Annotated in this window: 20 protein-coding genes; 11 read left to right on the forward strand and 9 right to left on the reverse strand. The window is 69.6% G+C overall.

Going from position 1 to position 21,969, the window contains the following annotated elements; genetic code table 11:
- Positions 1–2: 2 nt before the first annotated feature.
- The 6 genes from MUN76_RS09505 to iolC form a co-directional block, all read right to left on the reverse strand.
- A complete protein-coding gene (locus MUN76_RS09505; protein ID WP_244684219.1) occupies positions 3–929 on the reverse strand; it encodes a sugar phosphate isomerase/epimerase family protein in 927 nt (308 codons plus the stop codon).
- A 347-nt stretch (positions 930–1,276) separates the two neighbouring features.
- Positions 1,277–3,217 carry a 3D-(3,5/4)-trihydroxycyclohexane-1,2-dione acylhydrolase (decyclizing) gene (gene iolD, locus MUN76_RS09510; RefSeq protein WP_244684220.1) on the reverse strand — a complete coding sequence of 647 codons (1,941 nt, stop codon included), beginning with the start codon at positions 3,215–3,217 and terminating at the stop codon, positions 1,277–1,279.
- On the reverse strand, positions 3,214–4,152 hold the full coding sequence (gene iolB, locus MUN76_RS09515; protein WP_244684221.1) for a 5-deoxy-glucuronate isomerase: 939 nt from the start codon (positions 4,150–4,152) through the stop codon (positions 3,214–3,216). The genes iolD and iolB overlap by 4 nt, the downstream gene beginning before the upstream one ends.
- A 28-nt stretch (positions 4,153–4,180) precedes the next feature.
- On the reverse strand, positions 4,181–5,695 hold the full coding sequence (locus tag MUN76_RS09520) for a CoA-acylating methylmalonate-semialdehyde dehydrogenase (protein ID WP_244684222.1): 1,515 nt from the start codon (positions 5,693–5,695) through the stop codon (positions 4,181–4,183).
- Positions 5,696–5,741: 46 nt separating this feature from the next.
- The gene (locus MUN76_RS09525) at positions 5,742–6,644 is read right to left on the reverse strand and encodes a Cgl0159 family (beta/alpha)8-fold protein (RefSeq protein WP_244684223.1); all 903 of its coding nucleotides are present in this window, start codon (positions 6,642–6,644) and stop codon (positions 5,742–5,744) included.
- 1 nt (position 6,645) lies between these two features.
- Complete coding sequence (iolC, locus tag MUN76_RS09530; protein ID WP_244684224.1) at positions 6,646–7,599, reverse strand: 5-dehydro-2-deoxygluconokinase; 954 nt, start codon at positions 7,597–7,599, stop codon at positions 6,646–6,648.
- A gap of 163 nt (positions 7,600–7,762) precedes the next feature.
- On the opposite strand from iolC, the gene MUN76_RS09535 reads away from it, so the two are divergent.
- Positions 7,763–8,521, forward strand: coding sequence for a GntR family transcriptional regulator (locus tag MUN76_RS09535; protein WP_244684225.1), 759 nt, complete (start codon positions 7,763–7,765; stop codon positions 8,519–8,521).
- A gap of 24 nt (positions 8,522–8,545) precedes the next feature.
- On the opposite strand, the gene MUN76_RS09540 is transcribed toward MUN76_RS09535, so the two are convergent.
- Positions 8,546–9,775: a glycosyltransferase gene (locus MUN76_RS09540; protein ID WP_244684226.1), complete on the reverse strand. Its 1,230-nt coding sequence runs from the start codon at positions 9,773–9,775 to the stop codon at positions 8,546–8,548.
- A gap of 132 nt (positions 9,776–9,907) precedes the next feature.
- On the opposite strand from MUN76_RS09540, the gene MUN76_RS09545 reads away from it, so the two are divergent.
- The 4 genes from MUN76_RS09545 (at position 9,908) to MUN76_RS09560 (ending at position 13,857) form a co-directional block, all read left to right on the forward strand.
- Positions 9,908–10,123, forward strand: coding sequence for a heavy-metal-associated domain-containing protein (locus MUN76_RS09545; RefSeq protein ID WP_244684228.1), 216 nt, complete (start codon positions 9,908–9,910; stop codon positions 10,121–10,123).
- A 68-nt stretch (positions 10,124–10,191) separates the two neighbouring features.
- Entirely contained in the window at positions 10,192–11,205 is a 1,014-nt protein-coding gene (locus tag MUN76_RS09550) for a heavy-metal-associated domain-containing protein (RefSeq protein ID WP_244684230.1), read from the forward strand.
- Positions 11,206–11,246: 41 nt separating this feature from the next.
- On the forward strand, positions 11,247–13,571 hold the full coding sequence (locus MUN76_RS09555; RefSeq protein WP_244684231.1) for a heavy metal translocating P-type ATPase: 2,325 nt from the start codon (positions 11,247–11,249) through the stop codon (positions 13,569–13,571).
- A gap of 76 nt (positions 13,572–13,647) precedes the next feature.
- Positions 13,648–13,857, forward strand: a complete 210-nt coding sequence (locus tag MUN76_RS09560) for a YHS domain-containing protein (protein WP_244684233.1) — start codon at positions 13,648–13,650, stop codon at positions 13,855–13,857.
- Between the two features lie 76 nt (positions 13,858–13,933).
- Here the strand turns inward: MUN76_RS09560 and MUN76_RS09565 are convergent, their stop codons facing one another.
- Entirely contained in the window at positions 13,934–14,317 is a 384-nt protein-coding gene (locus tag MUN76_RS09565) for a cupin domain-containing protein (RefSeq protein WP_244684235.1), read from the reverse strand.
- A 119-nt stretch (positions 14,318–14,436) separates the two neighbouring features.
- Between MUN76_RS09565 and MUN76_RS09570 the strand changes: the two genes are divergently transcribed.
- The 4 genes from MUN76_RS09570 (at position 14,437) to MUN76_RS09585 (ending at position 18,394) form a co-directional block, all read left to right on the forward strand.
- Positions 14,437–15,486, forward strand: coding sequence for a cation diffusion facilitator family transporter (locus tag MUN76_RS09570; protein ID WP_244684237.1), 1,050 nt, complete (start codon positions 14,437–14,439; stop codon positions 15,484–15,486).
- Between the two features lie 143 nt (positions 15,487–15,629).
- Positions 15,630–16,355, forward strand: coding sequence for a GntR family transcriptional regulator (locus MUN76_RS09575; protein WP_244684239.1), 726 nt, complete (start codon positions 15,630–15,632; stop codon positions 16,353–16,355).
- A gap of 68 nt (positions 16,356–16,423) precedes the next feature.
- Positions 16,424–17,596 carry an ROK family transcriptional regulator gene (locus MUN76_RS09580; protein WP_244684241.1) on the forward strand — a complete coding sequence of 391 codons (1,173 nt, stop codon included), beginning with the start codon at positions 16,424–16,426 and terminating at the stop codon, positions 17,594–17,596.
- A gap of 120 nt (positions 17,597–17,716) precedes the next feature.
- Complete coding sequence (locus tag MUN76_RS09585) at positions 17,717–18,394, forward strand: HAD family hydrolase (protein WP_244684243.1); 678 nt, start codon at positions 17,717–17,719, stop codon at positions 18,392–18,394.
- A gap of 154 nt (positions 18,395–18,548) precedes the next feature.
- Here the strand turns inward: MUN76_RS09585 and solA are convergent, their stop codons facing one another.
- A complete protein-coding gene (solA, locus tag MUN76_RS09590) occupies positions 18,549–19,733 on the reverse strand; it encodes an N-methyl-L-tryptophan oxidase (RefSeq protein ID WP_244684245.1) in 1,185 nt (394 codons plus the stop codon).
- Positions 19,734–19,906: 173 nt separating this feature from the next.
- On the opposite strand from solA, the gene MUN76_RS09595 reads away from it, so the two are divergent.
- Entirely contained in the window at positions 19,907–20,941 is a 1,035-nt protein-coding gene (locus MUN76_RS09595; protein WP_244684246.1) for a threonine ammonia-lyase, read from the forward strand.
- Positions 20,938–21,939, forward strand: coding sequence for an Ldh family oxidoreductase (locus MUN76_RS09600; protein WP_244684248.1), 1,002 nt, complete (start codon positions 20,938–20,940; stop codon positions 21,937–21,939). Before MUN76_RS09595 ends, MUN76_RS09600 begins: the two co-directional genes overlap by 4 nt.
- Positions 21,940–21,969 lie beyond the last annotated feature (30 nt).

Genomic DNA, 21,969 nt, shown 5'->3' on the forward strand with positions numbered 1-21,969 from the left:
GCTCATGAAACTCTGGCCAAATGCGTGCACCCGAAGATGTGCTCGCGCGTGCGCTGCGCGATGGGGAACGGGCGGTCGACGTCGCAGCCGTACATATCCTGCTCGACGATCGCGAAGATCTCGGGGTCGATCTTCGCGACGGCCTCGATCACGGGGCCGAGATCCGGAATCCCGTGCGGCGGCTCGATCATGATCCCCTCGGCGACGGCCTGAGCGAACGGCACGTCGTTCTTCAGCACGTCGAAGAGGAGCGACGGATCCACCTGCTTGAGGTGCAGGTACCCGATGCGCTCGGGGCGATCCTCGATCAGCTGGACGTTGTCGCCGCCGTAGTAGGCGAAGTGCCCCGTGTCGAGGCACAGATTCGTGTAGCGCGGGTCGGTCTCGTCGAGGAACCGCAGCACCTCGCGAGTCGTGCCGATGTGACTGTCGGCGTGCGAGTGGAACTGCTGCTGCATGCCGAACTCCTCGAGCAGCGCCTTGCCGAGCCGGTCGTGCCCGGCGGCGAGCTTCTGCCACTGCGCGTCGTCGAGCGTGCGGGACTCGAGCACCTCGCTCGTCGCGTCGCTCCGCCAGAGGTCCGGGATCACCACGAGGTGCTCGGCTCCGAGCTTCGAGGCGAGCCCCGCGACGTCGAGCGCCTGATCCCAGGCGCGCTGCCACTCGTCCTCGCCCTTGTGGAAGCCGGTGAAGACGGTGCCGGCGGAGAGCTTCAGGCCGCGGGATCCGAGCTCGTCCTCCAGCTGGTGCGGATCCGTCGGCAGGTAGCCGTACGGGCCCAGCTCGATCCACTCGTAACCCGACTGCACGACCTCGTCGAGGAAGCGCTGCCAGGGCACCTGCTTCGGGTCGTCGGGGAACCAGACGCCCCACGAGTCGGGGGCGGTGCCGATGCGGAGGCCGGGGTTCTCGGGCTGACTGGTGTTCACTCTACAAACTCCGTTGTTCGAAGGTCATGCCCATCCGGTGACGGTGGAACTTTGATATGACAATAGGCCATAGTCTAGCCGATGATTTCTGGGAGGCAAGCAGATCTGGCGGGGGTTCAGCGGCACCCGGCACTCGACACCTGGCACCTGGCACCTGGCACCTGGCACCTGGCACCTGGCACTTGGCGCACGGCGTGCAGGCGGGGCTCACGGGCTTGCAGCAACGCGCCCCCACGCAGAGATCTGCGCTCCTGCTGATCGGATGGCCATACACCCTCAGCAGGAACGCAGATCTCTGCACGAATGCCGAGGGCGCGCGGGAGCCGTCCACGCATCGCCCCGCGCGCCTACCCGAGCAGCGGCTTCTGGGCGGCGACCTGCGCCTCGTACTCCGCGCGGGCGCGCTGCGTCGCCGGCAGGGTCGACGTCTGGGGCACGGGTACGTCCCACCAGCCGTCGCCGTCGGGCGCGTAGATGAGCGGGTCGCTGTTGATGTGGATGAACGTGGCGCGATCCGACGCCTTCGCCGTCGCCACCGCGGCGCTGAGCTCCGCGATCGCGTCCGGGCCCGGCTCGACCTCGATGACGTCGATGCCGTAGCTGCGGGCGTTCATCGCGAGATCGACGGGGAGCACCTGCTCGCCCTGGAAGTTCTTCGCCGACTCGTCGTACTCGCGGTACCAGGTGCCGAAGCGCTCCGAGCCCACGGTCTCCGAGAGGTGCCCGATGGACGCGTAACCGTGGTTCTGGATCAGCACCACGATGATCTTGATGCCCTCGGCGACCGCGGTCACCAGCTCGGTGTTGAGCATCAGGTAGGAGCCGTCGCCGACCATCACGATGACGTCGCGGTCGTCACCCGCCGCGACGAGCCCGCGCTTCGCGCCGAGACCACCCGCGATCTCGTACCCCATGCAGGAGTAGGCGTACTCGACGTGGTACCCGAGCGGATCCCGCACGCGCCACAGCTTGTGGAGATCGCCCGGCAGCGATCCCGCCGCCTGCACGATGACATCCTCGGGAGCACTCGCGGCCTGCACGGCGCCGATGATCTCGGGCTGGCCGGGCAGTGCGAGCCCGGACGGCTCGAAGGCCACGTCGACGGAGGCGTGCCATGCCGCGTTCTCCCGCGCGATGACGGCGGCGTACTCGGCGTCGATCCGGTAGTCGGCGAGCGCCTCACTGAGCGCGAGCAGCGTCTCGCGGGCATCGGCGATCACGGGGATCTGCGTGCCGTGCTTGTAGGCGTCGAACGACGCCACATTGATGTTCACGAACTGCACGCCGGGGTGCTGGAACGCGGTGCGCGACGCGGTGGTGAAGTCGCTGTAGCGCGTGCCGATGCCGATCACGAGGTCGGCCTCCACGGCGATGCGGTTCGCAGCGAGGGTGCCCGTCGCCCCGACGCCGCCGAGGTACTGGGGGTGATTCCAGGCCAGCACACCGCCGCCCGCCTGCGAGGACCCGACCGGAATCCCCGTCGCCTCGACGAAGGCCTGCAGCTGACGCTCGGCGTCGGAGTAGAGCACCCCGCCGCCCGCGATGATCACGGGGCGCTTCGCGGCGCGGATCGCGCGGATCGCTGCGGCGAGCGCGTCGCGCTCGGGCAACGGACGCCGGATCCGCCACTCGCGCGGCTGCAAGAACTCGGCGGGCACGTCGAGCGCCTCCGCCTGCACGTCCTCCGGCAGCGCGATCGTGACCGCACCGGTTTCGGCGGGGTCGGTCAGCACGCGCATCGCGGCGAGCGCGACCGAGAACAGCTGCTCGGGGCGCTGCACGCGGTCGAAGAACTTGGACACGGGGCGGAACGCATCGTTCACGGTGAGCCCGATATCGTGGGGCTGCTCGAGCTGCTGCAGCACGGGATCCGCGACGCGGGTCGCGAAGGTGTCGCTCGGCAGCAGCAGCGCGGGCAACCGGTTCGTCGTGGCGAGTGCCGCGCCGGTGAGCAGGTTCGTCGCGCCCGGGCCGACCGAGGCGGCGGAGGCGTACGTGCCCCGGCGACGGTGCATGCGGGCGTAGCCGACCGATTGGTGCACCATGGCCTGCTCGTTGCGCGCCTGGAAGTAGGGCATGAGCTCGGGGTCGTCCACGTTCGCCTGCTTCAGCGCCTGGCCGATGCCGGCCACGTTGCCGTGGCCGAAGATCCCGAACATGCCCGGGATCGTGCGTTCCCGGATCTCTCGACCGACGCCGTTCTCGCCGGAGCCGTCGCGGTCCACGGTCCACTGGTTCGCCAGGAACTCCACGAGCGCCTGGCTCACGGTCATCCGTCGTGCGGTCATGCTGCGCCCTCCGTTGCGGGATCTGCGGTGAACGGGAGTCGGGAGTCGAGCTCCTGCCCCTCCCAGGTGTCGCGCACCCAGCCGTGCGCGGGATCGTCGCTGATGAGCCAGGTCCGCTCGGGATCCGGGCCCGCCATGACGTTGAGGTAGTACATGTCGTAGCCGGGTGCCGCGACCGCCGGTCCGTGGTAGCCGAAGGGCACGAGCGCGACGTCGCCGGTGAAGACCCGCGCGTCGATGTCGATGTCACCCGCGGGCGAGGAATACGTGCTGAACATGCCGAAGGCGTGCTCCTCGCCGACCTCCGCGGGAGCCTCCCGTGTCGGGGCCACCTCGAAGTAGTAGATCTCCTCGAGCTCGGACTCATGGCCCGGGGTGTGCACGTCGTGCTTGTGCGGCGGGTACGACGACCAGTTCTCGGCCGGCGTGATCACCTCGACGACGATGAAACGCGCGGCGTCGAGCGACTCCTTGCGACCGAAGTTGTGCACCTGACGGCTCGAGGCCCCCGCACCGCGGAGCTCCACGGGCACCTCGTCCACCGGCATGTAGTGCGTGGGGCGCACGATGCCGGTGGGCGAGGTCGCCACGAGGAACCGGCTCTCACCGGGCGACGTCGCGGTGACGGTGCCCGTGGAATCGGAGGACAGGTAGAGCACGTCGGTCGGGCCGGCGAACACCGAGGCGCGGCCGGCGAGGGTCGTGGTGGCGGCGGAAGCGTCACCCGCTGCGGCGTGCGCCACCGAGAACGAGCCGGCGAGCGGCACGATCAGCCGCTCGACCCCGGTCCCGGAGAGCTCGATCGACTGCCCCTCCGACAGTCGCGCCACGCGCACCCCGGTGTGCTCCCACCCGGCGGTGCGCTCGTCGACGACCGTCTCCCAGCCGCCCTCGGCGAGGTCGCCGCGGCGATGGAACCAGCGCTGCTCTGTCATGTCGTGCCCTCCTGGGATGCGGCGGTGCTCAGTCGTTCTGCGGGAAGCCGAGGTTGATGCCGCCGTGCAGCGCGGGATCGAGCCAGCGGCTCGTGATCGCCTTCTCGCGGGTGAAGAACTCGAAGCCCTGCACGCCGTACGCCTTCGCGTCGCCGAACAGCGAGGCCTTCCAGCCGCCGAAGGAGTGGTACGCGACGGGCACGGGGATCGGCACGTTGATGCCGATCATGCCGACCTGGATCTCGTGCTGGAACCGGCGCGCGGCGCCGCCGTCGTTCGTGAAGATCGCGGTGCCGTTGCCGAAGGCGCCCGAGTTGATGAGCGCGACGCCCTCGTCGAAGGACTGCACGCGCACGACCTCGAGCACCGGGCCGAAGATCTCCTCGGTGTAGGCGCGGGAGGTGGTGGGGATGTTGTCGATGAGCGTGGGGCCGACGAAGAAGCCGTTCTCGTGGCCCTCCACCTGGAGACCGCGGCCGTCGACCACGATGGTCGCGCCGTCCTGCTCCGCGATGTCGATGTAGCCCGTGACCTTGTCGCGGTGCACGTCCGTGATGAGCGGCCCCATGTCGGGCTCGGGGGTCGAGGCGCCGTTGCCGATCCGGAGCTTCGCGATCCGCTCCTGGATCTTCACGATGAGCTCGTCCGCGACGGGCTCGACCGCGAGCACCACCGAGATCGCCATGCAGCGCTCGCCCGCGGCACCGTAGCCGGCGTTGATCGCCTGGTCGGCGACAAGGTCGAGATCGGCGTCGGGCAGCACCAGCATGTGGTTCTTCGCGCCGCCGAGGGCCTGCACGCGCTTGCCGTGCTTCGAGGCGGTCTCGTAGATGTACTGCGCGATCGGGGTGGAGCCCACGAACGAGATCGAGGCGACCTCGGGTGCGGTGAGCAGGCCGTCGACGGCGAGCTTGTCGCCGTTCAGCACGGTGAAGACGCCGTCGGGCAGCCCGGCCTCCTTCCACAGCTCGGCCATCCAGAGCGCCGCGGAGGGATCCTTCTCGCTCGGCTTCAGGATGACCGCGTTGCCGGCCGCGATCGCGACGGGGAAGAACCACATGGGCACCATGGCGGGGAAGTTGAAGGGCGACACGATCGCGGCGACGCCGATGGGCTGCTTGATCGAGTAGACGTCGATGCCGGTCGAGGCGTTCTCCGAGAAGGCGCCCTTGATGAGGTGGGGGAACCCGGTGGCGAGCTCCACGACCTCCTGGCCGCGGAGGATCTCGCCCATCGCGTCGGACAGGACCTTGCCGTGCTCGCGGGTGATGATCTCGGCGAGCTCTCCCTTGCGGGCGTTCAGCAGCTCGCGGAACGCGAAGATGACGGTCTGGCGCTTCGCGATCGAGTACTCGCTCCACACGAGGTAGCCGGCGTGCGCGGAGGCGATGGCCTCGGCGATCTCGGCCTCGTCGGCGAGGGCCACCTGCGCCTGCACCTCACCGGTGGCGGGGTTGAAGACGGGGGCGGTGCGGCCGTGGGTCGAAACGCGACGGGCGCCGTCGATCCAGTGGGGGATCACGGTGGTGGATTCGGTGCTCATGAGGTGTCCTTCGTGTGGTGCGGCGAGTGGAAAGTGGGGACCCGGATCAGAGCCCGGTGTGGACGAGGCGCGCGGCCGTGTCGACCGCTGCCGCGACGTCGCCGTCAGCGGGGTAAAGGAGCGTGCGCCCCACGGTGAGGCCGCGCACGCCGGGGAGCGCGAGCGCCGCCTGCCAGGTCGCGAAGATGTCGTCGAGGTCGCCCCCGTTGTCACCCCCGAGGAGCAGGGTCGGCATGGTGGTGGCCTCGAGCACCCGCTCCATCTGGTCGACGACCGGGAGCTTCATCCAGGTGTAGGCGCTCGAGTTGCCGAGACCCGACGCGATGGCGGTGGAGAGGATCACGGCCTCTGCCGTGAGGTCGTTCACCACCTTGCCGTCGATCCGGCGGCTCATAAACGGCTCGAGCATGATCGGCAGCTGGGCTGCGGCGGCGGCGTTCACCGCGCGTGCGGTCGCCTCCAGCGTCGCGGCGGTGCCGGCGTCGTCGAGATCGACCCGGATCAGCGTCTTCGCGAAATCGAGGCCCTGGCGCACCATCGCGTCGACGTCGTAGGCGGTGTACCGGTCGTCGAGCTCGAACGAGGCGCCGCGCAATCCCCCGCGGTTCATCGAGCCGACCACGATCTTGTCGTCGAGCAGGCCGAGCGCCGCGAGGTCGTCGATGATGTCCGGCGTGCCCAGCACCCCGTCCACTCCGGGGCGGGAGAGCGCGATCGCCATCCGCTCGAGCAGGTCGTAGCGGTTCGCCATCGCGGTCGGGTTGGCGCCGACGGCGATGGCGCCGCGCGCGGGGTGGTCCGCGGCGACGATGAACAGGCGGCCGTCGCCCTGCGTGACCGAGCGGCGGCGGCGCGACGCCAGCGCCTCCCCGATCGCGGCGGGATCCTCGGCACGGAGACGGCGGAGGTTCGCGAAGTCCTCGGCGGTCGGTACGGGAGCAGCGGTCATGTCACGCGCCCTTCTGTAGGATCGCTTCGACTTCCGAAGCGTCGGGCATGGCGGTCGAGCACTCGCGGCGGGTCGCGACGATGGCGCCGGCGACGTTCGCGAAGCGGAGGATCCGTTCGAGGTCCCAGCCCTCGAGCAGGCCGTGGCAGAGGGCGCCGCCGAACGCGTCGCCGGAGCCGAGTCCGTTGATCACGTCGACGAAGTGCGGCGGCACCTCGATCGCCTCGTCGCGGGTCTTCGCGAGCACCCCCTTCGGGCCCTGCTTCACGATGGCGAGTTCCACACCGCGCTCGAGCAGCGCGTCGGCGGCGCGCAGGGGCTCGGTCTCGCCGACGGCGACCTCGCACTCCTCGCGGTTGCCGACGGCGACCGTGACGTGCTCGATGGCCCGGGCGACCTGAGCGGTGGCCTCGGCGGGATCCTCCCAGAACATCGGGCGGTAGTCGAGGTCGAAGATCGTGTGCGTCGCACCGGCGCGGGCCTCGAGGGCCGCGTGGTGGGCCGCCCGGCTCGGCTCCTCGCTCAGGCCCGTGAGCGTGAACCAGAAGATCCGCGCGTCGCGCACGGCCTGCAGGTCGAGCTCAGCGGCGGTGACCTGCAGATCCGGAGCCTTGGGCTTCCGGTAGAAGTACAGGGGGAAGTCGTCGGGCGGGAAGATCTCGCAGAACGTGACCGGCGTGGGGAAGTCGCCGTCCGTGGCGACGTAGCGCGGATCGACGCCGAGGCGGCCGAGCTCGCGCACGAGGTAGCGGCCGAACGGATCGTCGCCGACACGGGAGATCAGGGCGCTCGATCGGCCGTAGCGCGCGGCCGCGACGGACACGTTCGCGGCGCTGCCGCCGAGGTACTTGCCGAACGTCTCGACGTCTTCGAGGCCGACCCCGTCCTGCAGCGGATACACGTCGACGCCGAGGCGGCCGAAGGCCAGTACATCGAATTCTGTGCGGTCAGTCATGGTTCACTCGTCGCCCTTCAGGTCAGGGGTGACATCGGCGGCGCACCCTGAGGCCAATATGTCCTAACAATATCACAAGGAGCGAGAACCGTGCGACCGCGGGATAACACGTATTATTGTCGATACATAGCCGCATCGACGAGGCGGACGGGAAGAGGATGCCGTGAGCGCGACGCCAGTCTGGCCGGAGGAACTCTTCACCGATCTCGATCGCACGGGCCCGGTCCCGCTGTACTACCAGGTCTCGAGCCGCCTGGAGCAGGCGATCCGCTCGGGTCGCATCCCGACCGGCGCCCGTCTCGAGAACGAGATCTCGATCGGCGAGAAGCTCGGCCTCTCGCGCCCCACGGTGCGGCGCGCCATCCAGGAGCTCGTCGACAAGGGCCTGCTCGTCCGCCGCCGCGGCATCGGCACGCAGGTGGTGCAGGGGCAGGTGAGCCGCCCGGTCGAGCTCACGAGCCTCTTCGAGGATCTCGAGCGCACGCACCACGAGCCGAGCACCCGCGTGCTGAGCCACGAGGTGATCCCCGCCGACGAGACGATCGCGGAGAAGCTGAGCGTCGCGGTGGGCAGCGATGTGCTCCGGATCCGCCGTCTGCGCGGCACCGATGGATCGCCGGTCGCGATCCTGGAGAACTACCTGCCGCTCGAGTACACGGACCTCACCGAGGAGGACCTCAACGCGAAGGGTCTCTACCAGCTGCTGCGCGCACGCGGGGTGACGATCCGGATCGCGAACCAGTCGATCAGTGCGCGGCGCGCGCACGCCGATGAGGCGGATCTGCTCGACACGGCTCGGGGCGGCCCCCTGCTCACCATGGAGCGCGTCGCGTTCGACGACTCGGGCAAGGCCGTCGAGTTCGGGCACCACTGCTACCGGCCCGATCTCTACCGTTTCGAGACGACACTCGTCGCGAAGTAGTCGCCCTGCGGCGAGCGCGACGCGCTATCGCGTCGCGAGGAACTCGCGATAGACCTCGAGCAGGCGCTCGGCCGACGCATCCCAGCTGCGGCTGAGCGCGTGGCGTCGCGCCTCCGCACCCATGCGCTCCGCGCGCGCGGTGTCGTCGAGCAGCCTCGTGATCGCGCGCGCCCAGTCGGCCGGCTCGTCACCGGTCACGAGCTCCCCCGTCACCCCGTCGACCACGGCTTCGCGCAGACCGCCCGTGTTCCGGGCGATCACGGGCACCCCCGAGGCGGCGGCCTCGAGCGCGACGAGCCCGAACGTCTCCGAGTGCGAGGGCACGAGCACGACGGCCGCGCGACGGATCCGCTCCGCGAGCTCGCTGCGCCGGAGCGCACCGTCGAACGAGGTCGTCGAGATCATGCCGTGCTGCAGCACCGCCTCGTGCAGGCCGCGCACGTAGTCGTCGCCGTCGGGCGGCGGCGCGCCGACGATCCGGAGTGCGGGCCGATCCTCCGCGGGAATCGCGGCCACGGCGTCGATCGCGAGGTCGAAGCCCTTGAGCGGGTGCAACCGGCCGACGACCAGCACCTCCGGGCGCCCACCGCGATCCAGCCAGTCGCGGCGCTCCTCGCACTCCCGCCCCTCGCAGGGGTGGAAGAGCTCGGTGTCGACGCCGAGGGGCACGACCCGGACGCGCGCGGGATCGGCGTCGAAGCGCTCGAGCACGGTGCGACGCTCGGCCTCGCTCACCGAGATGACGAGATCCGCCTCGTGCGCCAGCAGCAGCTCCCCCGCCAGACGCCCGGGCGACTCGGGCCGCTCGCCCTCGGTGAGCGGGGTGTCGGGCGCCGCGGCGATCGAGTGGTAGCTCTGCACGAGCGGGATCCCGGCGGCGCGTGCGGTCCCGAGCGCGGCGATGCCGGAGAACCAGTGCTCGGCGTGCAGGAGGTCGACCGGATCGCGCTCGAGGGCCGCCGCGAGGGCGCGGCCGAAGTCCTCGATCACCTCCTCGTGCTCGCCCTTCGAGATCACGCGGGCCGGGCCGGCGTCGAGGTGCACGACCGTGACCCCCGAGGCGAGCTCGACGACGGCCGGGGCGGCTCCGTCGGCCCGACGCGTGAAGATGACCACGCGGTGACCCGCGAGAGCGAGGGCATCGGCCTGCGCCCGCACGACCACGTTCATGCCGCCCGCGTCCTTCGTGCCCGGCACGTCGAGCGGCGACGTGTGCAGCATGACGAACCCGACCGACAGCGCTGCTCGTTCCATACGTCGAGCGTATCGCGTCGCCGGGGGATCACGGGTCAACTCGAGAACCCCTTGTGCTCGATACCCCCCAGGGGTATAGTTGGGGCATCGGAAGCACTCGTTGTTTCTCCCATCCACCCTAAGGAGCACACCATGGCAACCACTGAGTACCAGGTCACCGGAATGACCTGCGGACACTGCGAGGGCGCGATCCGCAGCGAGGTCGGGCAGATCGCCGACGTCTCCGGCATCGAGGTCAGCGCCTCCACCGGTCGGCTCGTCGTGACGACCGGCTCCGACGCACCGGCCGCGGATGCCGCCGTGCTCGAGGCCGTGGAAGAGGCCGGGTACTCGGCCCAGCGCGTCTGACCCGCTGACCCCCGCCCGCACGTCGACCCTCTCGGCACCATCGACCCCCTCGAAATGAGTTGATCCCCATGAAGACCTCACTGCGCCTCAGCCTCTACGGTGCGGGCCTCGTCGCCGTCTTCGGCCTCGCCTTCGTGGCCGCGGGGGTGCTGGTGCCGCAATCGGTGGTCGCCGAGCGCGCGGCCGCCACGGAGGATGCGCACGACGCGCACAGCACCGCGAGCGCGGAGGAGGGCGCGGCCGAGACCGCGCTGCCCGGGCTCTCGATGTCGCAGGGCGGGTACCAGCTCAGCGAGGTCTCCGCCCCGGAGGCGCTGGACGAGGACGGCACGCTGAGCTTCAGCGTTCGCGACGCGGACGGGGTCGCGCTCACGGAGTACACGGAGGAGCACGAGAAGGATCTGCACCTCATCGTCGTGCGCGCCGACGGCAGCGAGTTCCGTCACGTCCACCCCGAGATCGACGACGCGGGCACCTGGTCGCTCCCCTGGACCTGGGCCGAGGCCGGCACCTATCGGATCTTCGCGGACTTCACCCCCGGCGACTCCGAGAGCGGCATCACCCTGACGAGCACGATCAACGTCGGCGGCGAGTTCACCCCGGTTCCGGCGAGCGACGACGTCCGTGAGGCCACGACCGGCGACTACGTGGTCACCCTCACCGGGGACCTCCCCGTCGGCGGGAGCTCCACGCTCGCTCTCGAGGTCACGAAGGACGGTGAAGAGGTCACCACCCTCGAGCCGTACCTCGGCGCCTTCGGCCACCTCGTCGCCCTCCGCGACGGCGACCTCGCCTACCTCCACGTGCACCCCGAGGGCGCCGAGCCCGAGCCGGGTCAGCTCTCCGGCCCCGCGGTCGACTTCGCCACGGAGGCGCCGACCGCCGGCCGCTACCTCCTGTACTTCGACTTCAAGGTCGACGGCAAGGTGCACACCGCCGAGTTCGTGCTGAGCACCGCGGGCACCGCGGAAGATTCCGCCGACACGTCCAGCACCCACACCACCACTGACGAGGCCCCGGCCGAGGCCCCCGCCACGACCACCACCGACGACGGCCACGACGACGGGGAGTCCGGCCACTGAGCCGGGCGTCCACCCGTCCCCAGCCCCAGAGAGGCCCGCACATGTCGACATCAGCACTGACGCAGGACGCGTCGGAGAGCAGCTACGAACTCAGCATCGGGGGCATGACCTGCTCCTCCTGCGCGATGCGCATCGAGAAGAAGCTCAACAAGCTCGACGGTGTCGTCGCGACCGTCAACTACGCGACGGAGAAGGCCAAGGTGGTCGCCCCCGCGACGTTCGACCCCCAGCTGCTCATCGCCGAGGTCGAGAAGACCGGCTACTCGGCGGAGCTCCCGAAGCCGAAGGTCGCCGCGGCCGATCGCCAGGACGACGGCGAGCCGGTGGACCACGAGCTCGTGGCCCTGCGCCAGCGGCTCATCGGGTCGATCGTGCTCTCCGTGCCGGTGATCCTCATGGCCATGATCCCGGCACTGCAGTTCACCTACTGGCAGTGGGCGTCGCTCGCCCTCGCCTCCCCCGTCATCGTCTGGGGCGCCTGGCCGTTCCACCGCGCCGCCTGGATGAACCTCCGCCACGGTGCCGCGACGATGGACACCCTGGTGTCCCTCGGCACCACGGCCGCGTTCATCTGGTCGCTGTTCGCCCTCTTCTTCGGCACGGCGGGCGTGCCCGGCATGACCCACCCGTTCGAGCTCTCGATCGCCCCCACCGATGGCGCCGCGAACATCTACCTCGAGGTCGCAGCCGGGGTCACGATGTTCATCCTCGCCGGGCGGTACTTCGAGAAGCGCTCGAAGCGCCAGGCCGGGGCCGCGCTGCGCACCCTGCTGGAGCTCGGTGCGAAGGACGTGGCCGTGCTCCGCGACGGCGCAGAGGTGCGGATCCCGATCGAGGACCTCTCCGTGGGCGACGAGTTCATCGTGCGGCCCGGGGAGAAGATCGCGACCGACGGGGTCATCGTCTCGGGGGTATCGGCGATCGACGCCTCGATGCTCACGGGCGAGTCGGTGCCGGTCGAGGCCGGGCCGGGCGACGCCGTGACCGGTGCGACCGTCAACGCCAGCGGTCGCCTGGTCATCCGGGCGACGCGGGTCGGCAGCGACACCCAGCTCGCGCAGATGGCGAAACTCGTCGAGGACGCGCAGTCCGGCAAGGCCGAGGTGCAGCGGCTCGCGGATCGGGTCTCCGGCATCTTCGTGCCGATCGCCATCGCCATCGCCATCGGATCGCTCGGCGCCTGGCTGGGTGCCGGATTCCCGGCGGCGAGCGCGTTCACCGCGGCGGTCGCCGTGCTCATCATCGCCTGCCCGTGCGCGCTGGGCCTCGCCACCCCGACGGCCCTGCTCGTGGGCACGGGGCGCGGCGCACAGCTCGGCATCCTGATCAAGGGACCGGAGATCCTCGAATCCACCCGCCGGGTGAACACCATCGTGCTCGACAAGACCGGCACGGTGACCTCCGGTCGCATGACGCTCGTCGACGTCGTCACCACGCCGAGCACGGATCGCCGTGACCTGCTGCGCCTCGCCGGCGCGGTCGAGGACGCCTCCGAGCACCCCATCGCGCAGGCGATCGCCAAGGGCGCCTCCGAGGAGCTCGAGGAGATGCTGCCCGAGGTCGAGGGCTTCCAGAACTTCGCCGGTTCGGGGATCAGCGGCGTCGTCGACGGGCGCGCGGTGCTCGTCGGACGGCAGGCGTTGCTCGACGACTGGGCCATCGCCCCCGATGCGGAGCTGCAGCGCCGCAAGGAGGCCGCCGAGCAGGAGGGGAAGACCTCCGTGCTCGTGGCGTGGGACGGCGAGATCCGCGGCCTGCTCGTGGTCGCCGACACGGTGAAGCCGACGAGCGCCGAGGCGATCGCGCAGTTCCGGGAGCTCGGGCTCACGCCGATCCTGCTGACCGGGGACAATCACACGGTCGCGAGCCGGATCGCCGCCGAGGTCGGGATCACCGAGGTGTTCGCCGAGGTGCTGCCCGCCGACAAGGCCGACGTCATCACGCGGCTGCAGTCGGAGGGCAAGGTCGTGGCCATGGTCGGCGACGGCGTGAACGACGCGGCGGCACTCGCCCAGGCGGATCTCGGCCTCGCGATGGGCACGGGCACGGACGCGGCGATCGAGGCCTCCGACATCACGCTCGTGCGCGGCGACCTCCGGAGCGCCGCGGACGCGATCCGCCTCTCCCGCCGCACGCTCGGCACGATCAAGGGCAACCTGTTCTGGGCCTTCGCCTACAACGTGCTCGCGATTCCCCTCGCGGCTCTGGGCCTCCTCAATCCCATGCTCGCGGGTGCGGCGATGGCGTTCTCGAGTGTGTTCGTCGTCGGCAACAGCCTCCGGCTGCGCTCGTTCAAGAGCCGGGCCGGTGCCAGCACTCCGACCCCGGCGCCCACTGCGACCCCGGCACCCGTCTTCACGCCGTAGCCCGGGTCGCGCCCCGGCTCCGCACGACCTCCACTCTGCAGTACCCCGCATCATCACTCCCCGAAAGGAATCCACCATGTGCGAAGCACACGCCCACACCCCCGCCGTCGACATCGAGGCCGACACCGCCGAGTGCCCGGTCATGCGCGGCAACTTCGTGAACAAGGCCGACGCCGAGGCGAAGGGCCTCGTGCGCGAGTACGAGGGGACGAAGTACTACCTCTGCTGCGCCGCCTGCGGCCCGCTCTTCGACGCGGACCCCGAGAAGTACGTGTCGGCGCTGTAGCCGACCCGCACCGCGCACGAGAGAGGCGCTGCCCCCGGATTCGGGGGCAGCGCCTCTCTCGTGCGTCGGCGGCGGGTTACGCGCCGCTGCGCACCGGATCCTGCAGGGCCGCGAACGGGATCACGACCCAGGCCTTCCGGAGCGTCTCGTGCACGATCCAGCGCCCCGTCCAGCCCTCGGGCGTGATGAACAGCGAGCCGGGGGCGACCTCGAAGGACGTGCCGTCCTCCTCGATGATGGTGGCCCGGCCCGAGACGATCTGGCACATCTCGTGGTACTCGGGCCGCGTGCTGCTGAAGGCACCCGGCGTGACCTCCCAGACCCCCGAACGAATGCCCTCGGGGGACTCCCACACGGTGCGCGAGGCCTCGGTCTGCCCGGCCTCCTCGGCGGTCGCCTTGGCGGCGTGCACGCCGACCTCGGTGGTGGTGACGTCGGTGATGACGATTGCCTGTGTCATGGGTGTCGCATGCTCCTCTGAACGCTGATGGTCGGCGGCGCGGACTCGCGTCGGCCTCTTCGAGTATTGGGTGCGATCGAAAGATTGTCAACAATTTACAATCCTGTTACAGTGGGACCATGACTTCCTCACACGGCCACGATCACGGCCACGACCATGCCCATGATGGCCACGGCCATGACGACCACGGCCACGCCTTCAGCGACGGTCACCCCACGCGCCCCGAGGCGGTCGAAGCCGGCGGCGGCCACAACCACGACCATGGCCTCGAGGGCCACGCCACGGCCGGCGGCAAGCACCGCAAGAAGCTCATCATCGTGCTGTGCATCACCTTCAGCGTCTTCTTCGTCCAGGTCATCGGCGCCATCATCTCGGGCTCCCTCGCGCTGCTCGCCGACGCCGGCCACATGCTCACGGACGCGACCGGGGTGCTCATCGCCCTGATCGCGACGTTCATCGCCGCGCGCCCCGCCACCTCGAAGCGCACGTTCGGCCTCATGCGCGTCGAGGTGCTCTCGGCCATGATCAACGGCATCGTGCTCAGCGTCATCTGCATCGTGATCGTCTACTCCGCGATCCAGCGCATCGGCAGCGAGGTCGAGATCGAGACCGGTCCGATGCTCATCGCCGCCATCGCGGGTGCGGTCGCGAACCTCATCTCGCTGCTCATCCTGCAGTCGGGCCAGAAGGAAAGCATCAACGTCCGCGGCGCCTACCTCGAGGTGCTCGGCGACCTGATCGGCTCGGCCGCGGTCATCGTCGCGGGCTTCATCATCCTCTTCACCGGCTGGAACTGGGTCGACCAGGTCGCGGCCTTCGCCATCGCGCTGCTCATCGCCCCGCGTGCGTACAGCCTGCTCAAGGACGTCGTGCGGATCCTGCTCGAGAGCACCCCGAAGGACGTCGATCTCGATCAGACCCGCGAGCACATGCTCTCGGTGCCGGGTGTCGAGCTGGTGCACGATCTGCACGCCTGGACCATCACCTCGGGCGTCAACGCGATGTCGGCCCACGTCGTCGTCGATGAGGACACGCTCGATTGGGAACGCTACGACCAGATCCTCGACGAACTCCACGCCTGCCTCGGCGAGCACTTCGACACGAACCACTGCACGATCCAACTCGAACCGTCGCACCACGCGAACCACGAGGCGAGCACGCACGCCTGAGCGGCGTGCGGAGCGCGAGGCGGGGGCCGGGATCTTGGCCCCCGCCCGTTGCGACTGGCGACGCGCCGATAAGGTAGATTGTTAACAATCGCGGACGCCCAGAACTCCCTCGCGGGCCCCAATGCGTGACACGAGGAGATTCCATGAACGGCGTCCAGGCGCTCTCGGCCATCAACAACCGCCCGACCGCAGTGGTCATCGCCGATCAGCTGCGCGAGAGCATCATCAACGGGGCATTCACCTCCGGCGACCAGATCAATGAGGCCCGGGTCGCGACGCAGTTGAACGTCTCCCGGGGGCCGGTCCGCGAGGCCCTGCACCGCCTCGTGCAGGAAGGCCTGCTCATCAGCCGGCCGAACCGCGGCGTCTTCGTCCGCGAGATCACCGAGCACGACATCGCCGAGGTGTACGAGGCACGCGAGGTCATCGAGTGCGCCGCGGCCGAGATCATCACGAAGCGGGCCGATGACGCTCGCGCAACCGTCGCCGACGAACTGGAGACCTATCTCGGCGGCATGCAGCACGCGATCGCCGCCAACGACTGGACGGGCCTCAGTCGCATCGACCTCGACTTCCACACGAAGCTCGTCGAGGCCGGGGGCAACACCCGCCTCCTCCGCGCCTACCAGACGCTCGCAACCGAGGCCCTGATCTGCATGAACCACCTGAGCGACTCCTACCCCCAGCCCGACCGGGTGATTCCGGGACACGAGGAGATCATTGCGAACCTCCGGTCGGGCGACATGACCGCGGTGCACCTCACGCTGCACCAGCACCTCACCCTGGACAGCTACGAACTGCACACCCACGACGACGACGGCAGCCTCCGCCACGGCCGCAACGAAGAGGACGTGCACGCGGGCGTGTAGCTCGCTCAACCTGCCCCGGATGCACCTTACGCACACGGCCCCGGGCGTTCGGGATACGATTCATCACAATGTCACAGCCACTGTCCCACCCCGATCTCCGCCGCCGGAATCTCGCGCTGCTGCTCGGCACGCTCCTGCGGCACGAGGAGGCGACGCGCAAGCAGATCGAGCAGGAGTCGGGCCTCAGCAAGGCGACGGTGTCGCGCCTCACCGAGGAGCTGCTCCAGGCGGGCACGATCGTCTCCCGGACCGACGCACCGGCCGATCCCTCAGCACGGGGGCGGCGCGCCGAGACCCTGAGACCCGCCACCACCCTCGGGATCGTCGCAGGACTCAGCCTCGGTACCCGCACGACGAGCATCTTCGTCACCGACCTCACCGGCCGTGAGCTGGCGTGGCAGCAGGTCCGCACACCGAAGTGGACGAGCCTCGACGAGGCGGTCGCCTGGACGGCCGAGTTCGCGCAGCAGGCGGTGGAGCCCCTCTCAGCGCCGCTCCGGCGCGTGGTGGTCGCGGTGCCGAGCCGCACGCTCGACGGCGTCACGATCATGCGCGCGCCCCTCTTCATGAGCGTGCTCGAAGGCGACGCCTTCGCGCGAGCGCTGGCCGATCGACTGGACTGCCGGATCCGGATCGAGCTCGATGCCGCGATGGTGCTCGTGGGCCTCGAGCACCTGGGGTTCATCGACCGGGCGATCTCACCGGTGCTGCTGAATGCCAGCTCGGTGCTCACCATGTCGCTGCGGCGTCGTGACGGCTCGATCGTCGAGGGCCTCACCCGCTCGTTCGGCGACTTCGACCTCATCCCGATCGAGACCCCGTTCGGCCACAGCACGATCGGCGCATCACTCGGTGCGCGCGGGCTATTCGACCTCTCCGAGCGCCTCGGGCACCCGCTGGAGGCGATGGAGGACCTCTGGGAGACCGAGGGCGAGGCGATCGACCGCCTGCGCGACGTCTTCCAGGCCGCCCTGCTCCAGGCGATCCGGATCATCGCGGTGACGACGGACCCGCGACTCATCATCTTCACCGGCCGCCTCTCGCCGCTCGTGCGCCTGTCGCTGCCCCGTGTCGAGGCCGCACTCGCCCGCGAGCTCGCCGAGCCACCCGAGCTGCGCGTGGTCGGGCACGCGGCGAACGACTATCCGGCCGCGGTCGGGGCCGCGCAGGAGGCCCGCGACGGAGCCGTCGTCGACCTACTCGATCGGGTCACGGGCTCGGGCCTCGACGGCCTGCGCTGACGTGATCTGAGCACGCACGGCTCGACCGGGGAATTTCTCTCTGGCTTTTTGTTTCACATTAAGTCAAAATGGAACGAAGGATGCTTCGGCGTCCGCCCGATCCGACCCCGAGAGGACCCCATGCCCATCGAACTCCCCCGGCCGAAGTACATCTCGTTCGACATCATCGGCACGCTCATCTACTTCGAGATGCGCAAGACCGTCGAGCCGTTCGTGAAGGATCAGTTCGACCCCGAGACGCTCGAGGCGTTCTTCAAGGACTTCAGCTTCATCCGCTACGACGAGATCCTCGAGTACCGCCCGTACGGCGAGGTGCTCGAGCGTTCGTACCAGCGCATCTGCGCGCGGTACGGGATCGAGGCGACCCCCGAGGCCATTGCGGCGATCCAGCGCGACACTCTCGAGTGGGGGGCTCACTCCGACGTCATCGAGCCCCTCAAGAAGATGGCGGAGCACTTCCCGCTCGTCGCGCTCTCGAACGCCGATGACAAGTACCTGAACGCGTTCATCCCCCGCCTTGAGGCCCCGTTCCACGCGGTCTACACCGCCGAGCAGGCGCAGGCCTACAAGCCGCGCGTACAGGCCTTCGACTACATGCTCGGCCAGCTCGACGCGAAGCCGGAGGACTTCCTCCACATCTCATCGCACCAGTTCTACGATCACTTCCCGATGTACCACCTCGGGTTCCGCAACCTGGCGTTCCTCGACCGCGGCTACGACCTGGTGCACGTGCCCGAGTACGGCTCGGTACGGTTCACCTCGCTCGACGACATCAACACGGCCCTCGGGATCAACTGACCCGGTCTCGACCGTCACCAACGACAGAAAGCGGGGGTCCTGTGCAGCGATGCACGGGACCCCCGCTTTCGTGTCGGGCTCGGCGCCGGCTCGGCTCATCGCCACGCCAGCGAGCTCAGGTCAGCTCAGCGCCGCCGTCAGCTCAGCGCCGCCGTCAGCTCAGCGACAGGGACGTGAAGCGCGCGTCGGCACCGTGGAACCGGGCCGGCGACATGAACGAGACGTCGGTCTCGGTGCGCCCGTCCGCCGCGAGGTCCGCGGCGACCGCACCCAGCGAGGACGCCATCTTGAAGCCGTGTCCGGAGAACCCGACCGCGACGACGACGCCATCCATCCCGGGAACGGTGCCGAGCATCCCGGTCTCGTCGGGCAGGTAACCATCCGCGCACGTGGCGACCCGCACGGGCTCCGGCACGAGGCCCGGCATGAACTCGCGCACCCACGCCCGAATGGGGTCGAGGTAGGCCGGGTCCCAGGTCGGCGGCCGCTCCACGGAGTCGACCTCGTCCATGTACACACTGCCGACGACCTTCATCGTCCAGCCATCCGAGCTGGGGAAGCCGTAGAACTGAGCGGAGTCCTGCCGACCCTCCTCCTCGGCACGACGCATGAAGACCGGCATGCCCTCACGGCAGAAGGCCGCGGGATCCTCCACGGGGAACCAGGTGAGCACCTGCGGCAGCACGGAGAGGTGCACCCCGAGATCCGCGCACACCGCACCCGCGCCGTTGCCCTGCGCGATGATGACCCGTGAGGCGAGGATCTCTTCCTGATCGGTGGTCACGAGGTACCGGTCGCCGTGCGCTTCGACCCGGTGCGCCTTCCGGTTGCCCAAGAACTGCGCGCCCAACCGGCTCGCCTCGGCGATCGCGGCGACGACCGCCTTCTCCGAGCTCAGGTAGCCGCCCTCGGGATCGAGAATCGTCACGTCGTCGTCCCGGAGCACGTGCTCGGGATACCGGCTCCGAGCCTCGTCGCCTCGGAGGATCTCGTATTCGAGCCCGTTGTCCTCACCGGCCGCGAGTAGCGTCGCGAGGCGCGGATTGTGGGCGTCGTAGATGGTGAGGGCGCCGGCCTGAGAGAGCAGCTGCATGCCGCTGATGTCCTCGAGCTCGCGCCACAGGTCCTGCGCCCGCTGCAGCAGCGGCGTGTAGTGCCCGCCCTCCGCGTAGACCTTCCGGTAGATCCGGGACTCCCCGGCGTAGGCCGAGAAGGGGCCGGGGATCGAGAATCGATCGACGCCGATCACCCGCAGGCCTCGGGAGGCGAGCTGCCAACTGGCCATGCTGCCGACCGAGCCGACTCCGACGACGACGACATCCGCTTCGAGTGCAGTCATGCTCCTACCTTCTCCTCCTGTGGGATAGGCGTCCATCGTACCATTTTGTTTCAAATTGAATCAATAATTCGCCGCCGGCCGGAGCGCGCGAACACATCGTCGTTGCTTTATGTTTCACATTGAGTCAAAATAGAGGAAACCGCCCGTCCGTGCCGCATTTCCGTGAGGACCGCATGACCGATCACCTCCTCGACCTCATCTCAGTGGATGACATCGTCGCCGCACGCAGGAGGCTCTCGGGCCTGATCCGGGAGACCCCGCTCCGCGCCGTGCAGCTTCCCCACGACCCGACCACCGACGTGCTCGTCAAGTGCGAGAATCTGCAGCCCACGGGCTCGTTCAAGCTCCGCGGCGCTCTGAACGCGCTGCTCGTCGCGCTCGAACGCGGGCCGCGTCGCGGGTTCATCACCTACTCGGCCGGCAACCACGGTCGTGCACTTGCGCACGCCGCGCAGATCGCCGGGGTGCCGTCGACCGTGGTGATGCCGGCGACGGCGACCGAGGCGAAGGTCGAGTGGACCCGCCTCGCCGGCGCCGAGGTCGTCGTCGTCGACCCCGACGACATCGTCACACGCGCGCATGCGATCGAGGACGAACGCGGACTCGGCTTCATCCACCCGTTCGACGACCGCGACGTGATCGCCGGCCAGGGCACCGTGGCACTGGAGATCCTCGACCAGCTCGGCGGCGGCGAGATCGATGCGATCCTGGTGCCCGTGGGCGGCGGCGGGCTGCTCGCCGGGATCGCTCGGATACTGTCGGATCGGCTTCCCGACACGCGCATCATCGGGGTCGAACCCGAGTTCGCCGGTGACCTCGCTGAGGGCTTTCGCACCGGAACACGCGTCGCTTGGGGTCGGGAGCAGACCCGGCGCACGATCGCCGACGGACTCCGCAGCCCCCAGGTCGGCGCACTCCCCTGGGCGCACATCTCCGCACTCGTCGACGACGTGCTGACCGTGCCGGAGGAGGGGATCCTCGACGCACTGCGGCTGCTCGCGGTGCAGACCGACACGGTGATCGAGCCGAGTGCCGCCGTGGCCACGGCCGCACTGCTCCACCACGGCGACACGTTCCGCGGCGCGCGGGTCGTGTCCCTGCTGACCGGGGGCAACGTCGATGACGCGAGCTTCGCCAAACTCCTCGGCTCCCCCGCACCAACCCAGTCCACCCCCACATCCAGCCGTCCAGAGGAAGGTCGATCATGAAGATCCAGGTCAGCGAGCTCGAGGCGACGGTCGTCGCGGGCGTCGAGAAGCTCGGGTACACCGGCGAGGAGGCGCGCATCATCGCCGACGTGCTGCTCTACGCGCAGCTGCGCGGCAACAATCAGGGTATCTCGAAGATCGCGACGGGCGGCGTGCCGAAGGCCGATGCCGTCGCACCCTTCCGCGTCGTGACGGAGACCAAGTGCGGGGCGCTCCTCTCGGGGGGCCACTCGATGGTCGCGAGCGTCCGGGCCGCCGACAAGGCGGTGGACCTCGCCCGCACGCACGGCGTCGGCGTCGTCGCCTCGAACAACACCCGCACCTCGTCGGGCTCCATCGGCTACTTCGCCCGCAGGATCGCGGACGCCGGGTACATCGCGCTCGTCACGGTCGCGAACGGCGGCTGGGCCGCGGTCGCGCCGTTCGGATCGGCGGAGCCCAAGCTCGGCACCAACCCCCTGGCCTACGCGTTCCCCTACGACGGCGGCGCGGTCGTGTTCGACACCGCGACCGCTGCGGCGGCGTACTACGGGGTGGTCGAGGCCATGCTGAAGGGCGAGCCGCTGCCCGAGGGGGTCGGCCTCAACGCGCTCGGCGAGCCGACGACCAACGCGGCAGAGGTGCTCGGCACGGGCGACGGGGAAGCCGTCGGCGGCGCCCTGACGACGTTCGCGGGCCACAAGGGCTTCGGCCTGTCGCTCCTCGTCCAGCTCCTCGGCTCGGCGTTCGCGCTCGCGGGCTTCCCGGGCGGGCACGAGGAGGACGGTGCGGGAACGTTCGTGCTCGCGATCGACCCCGGTCTTCTCGCCGGTACCGACGAGTACCTGACCCGGAGCCGCGAACTGATCGACAGTATCCGCTCCGCGAAGCCGATCGCCGGGCAGCGCGTGTCGCTCCCGGGCGAGCGCGGCGACGCGATCGCGGCCGAGGCCGAGCGGACCGGCGAGATCGAGATCGCCGATGCGATCTGGAACGAGCTGGTGAGGTTCGTCTCCTAGGCGACACGAACGAGGGGCCCGTCGATCGAT

The sequence above is a fragment of the Leucobacter rhizosphaerae genome (assembly GCF_022919175.1).
Classification (GTDB): domain Bacteria; phylum Actinomycetota; class Actinomycetes; order Actinomycetales; family Microbacteriaceae; genus Leucobacter; species Leucobacter rhizosphaerae.